The 2,131-nt window shown below is 65.1% G+C and carries 2 protein-coding genes and 1 pseudogene; 1 reads left to right on the forward strand and 2 read right to left on the reverse strand.

Features of this window, described 5'->3' with window-relative positions:
• Positions 1–263: 263 nt before the first annotated feature.
• The gene (locus GSY69_RS13685; RefSeq protein WP_160954382.1) at positions 264–1,250 is read left to right on the forward strand and encodes an IS481 family transposase; all 987 of its coding nucleotides are present in this window, start codon (positions 264–266) and stop codon (positions 1,248–1,250) included.
• A gap of 22 nt (positions 1,251–1,272) precedes the next feature.
• On the opposite strand, the pseudogene GSY69_RS13690 reads toward GSY69_RS13685, so the two are convergent.
• Positions 1,273–1,611 (reverse strand): annotated as a pseudogene (locus GSY69_RS13690) (IS30 family transposase); the annotation flags it as partial.
• Positions 1,612–1,674: 63 nt separating this feature from the next.
• Positions 1,675–2,131 (reverse strand): hypothetical protein (locus tag GSY69_RS14810; protein ID WP_235936574.1); only part of this gene is annotated, 457 nt, incomplete at its 5' end.

Raw genomic sequence — 2,131 nt, forward strand, 5'->3', positions numbered from 1 at the left:
TTCTACAACCACGACCGTCGGCACAGCTCAGCAAACATGATGAGCCCCGTCGACTACGAGACCAGCAACGCGGCTACGCTGCCCGAGGCCGCATAGGAAGTCCTCCACGATTCGGGGGGAACCACACAGCCTCGTCTACACCTCCCTCATGGACGCCATGCGCTCCCTGGATCGACCTGAGCCGGCATGAGTCACCGCCAGCTCTTCGGCCCCGATCATGCACCATCCGATCGGGGCCGATTCGCACCCACCCTCGAACGATAATGACCCACCTCAACGCAGCTCTCACACCTCGCCACCGGCTCAAGGTCGCCCGCCTCGTCGTCGAGGACGGCCACCCGATCAGCGAGGTCGCCGCCCGGTTCCAGGTGTCCTGGCCGACCGTGAAGCGGTGGGTCGACCGCTACCTCGCCGGCGAGTCCATGAACGACCGCTCGTCGCGACCGAAGTCCTCACCGAAGAAGACGAACAAGGCGGTGACGAAGCGGTGCGTGAGCCTGCGAATGCGACTGCGCGAAGGACCAATCCAGCTCGCCGCCCGGCTGGGGATCGCTCCCTCGACGGTCCACCGCATCCTCACGGCGGCGCGCCTGAACCGGTTGTCGTACGTCGACGGCGCCACGGGCGAGCCAGTACGTCGCTACGAGCACCCGCACCCGGGTTCGCTGGTGCACGTGGACGTGAAGAAGATCGGGAACATCCCCGACGGCGGCGGCTGGCGTTACGTCGGCCGCCGCCAGGGCCAGAAGAACCGCGCCGCGACACCGGACAAGCCGAAGAACAAGTGGCACAGCCCCAAGCTCGGGTACGCATTCGTACACACCGTCATCGACGACCACTCCCGCGTCGCGTACGCCGAGGTCCACGACGACGAGACCGCCATCACCGCCGTCGCCGTCCTGCACCGGGCGGTCGAGTGGCTCGCCGAACGTAGCGTGACCATCGAACGAGTGCTGTCCGACAACGGTGGGGCATACCGGTCGTACCTGTGGCGCGACACCTGCGAGGCGCTGTCGATCCGTCCGAAGTTCACCCGCCCGTACCGGCCGCAGACCAACGGAAAAGTGGAGCGGTTCCACCGCACGATGGGTGACGGGTGGGCCTACGCCCGCTGCTACACCAGCGAGCAAGAACGCCGAGACGCCCTCCCCGACTGGCTCCACCACTACAACCAGCATCGCCCCCACAGCGCCTGCGGGAACCAGCCGCCCTTCTCACGATTGATCAACGTCCCCGGTCAGTACATCTAGGGGTCCTCGCAACACCTGATGGCTAAGTGGCTGTCAGTAGATCACGCAGACGCTCGGCTGGGGTATCCCAGTCGAGCGTCTTGCGTGGGCGGCCGTTGAGTTCCTGGGCGACGTGCTCCAGGTCTGCCGGCCCGTAGGGTCGGAGGTCGGTGCCCTTGGGGAAGTACTGACGCAGGAGGCCGCTGGTGTTCTCGTTGCTCCCGCGCTGCCAGGGCGCGTGCGGGTCACAGAAGAACACCGGCACCCCGGTCGCGATGCTGAACTGCTTATGAGCAGCCATCTCGCAGCCCTGATCCCAGGTCAGCGATCCCCGCAGATGCTCCGGCAGCGTGCCGATCAGCGCGGTGAGCACGTCTCGGACCTAGGTGATCCCGAGCTAGGGGAGGGCGGGACGAGTACTCCGCCAAGGATCTACAGGTCGCGTCTAGCCCAAGCCAACCCACTGACCGAGGGCAGCCACTAATGCGCTCACCGCAGTGGTGACCCCTGGCCGCGCGACAGTCTCGCTGAGGAAGGTAGCGAGTCGACGTCGGCCATCCTCGACCACAGCCGTGTCGGGTTCGGCCAGGCCGAGTTCGTCGCTGAGAGTGTCGACGACTCCGACGATCTCACTGTCTGCCAGATCGGGTTGATCTTCTACTGCGGAGCGGACAGCGCTGATCAGGTTAATGAGTTCCGGCACGGACACACCGCCACCACTCATCACTGCGGAGGCGTTTTCTCCTTGGGAGACTGCACCATTGTTGCCTTGGATGGGCCCTGACCCCGGGTCTTGGACACGTGGAATCCAGCAGTTGCTGGAGGAAGCGAGATGATCAGGACTATGGCCAGGAAGAACTACTCCGATGAGTTCCGTCGGCAGGCCGTCGACTTGTACGAGT

It is taken from the genome of Brevibacterium rongguiense (genome assembly GCF_009857845.1).
In the GTDB taxonomy this organism is placed as follows: Bacteria; Actinomycetota; Actinomycetes; order Actinomycetales; family Brevibacteriaceae; genus Brevibacterium; species Brevibacterium rongguiense.

Excerpts from the sequence above, each read along its gene's own strand:
- GSY69_RS13685 (WP_160954382.1), top strand. The coding sequence starts at position 264 with ATGACCCACCTCAACGCAGCTCTCACACCTCGCCACCGGCTCAAGGTC.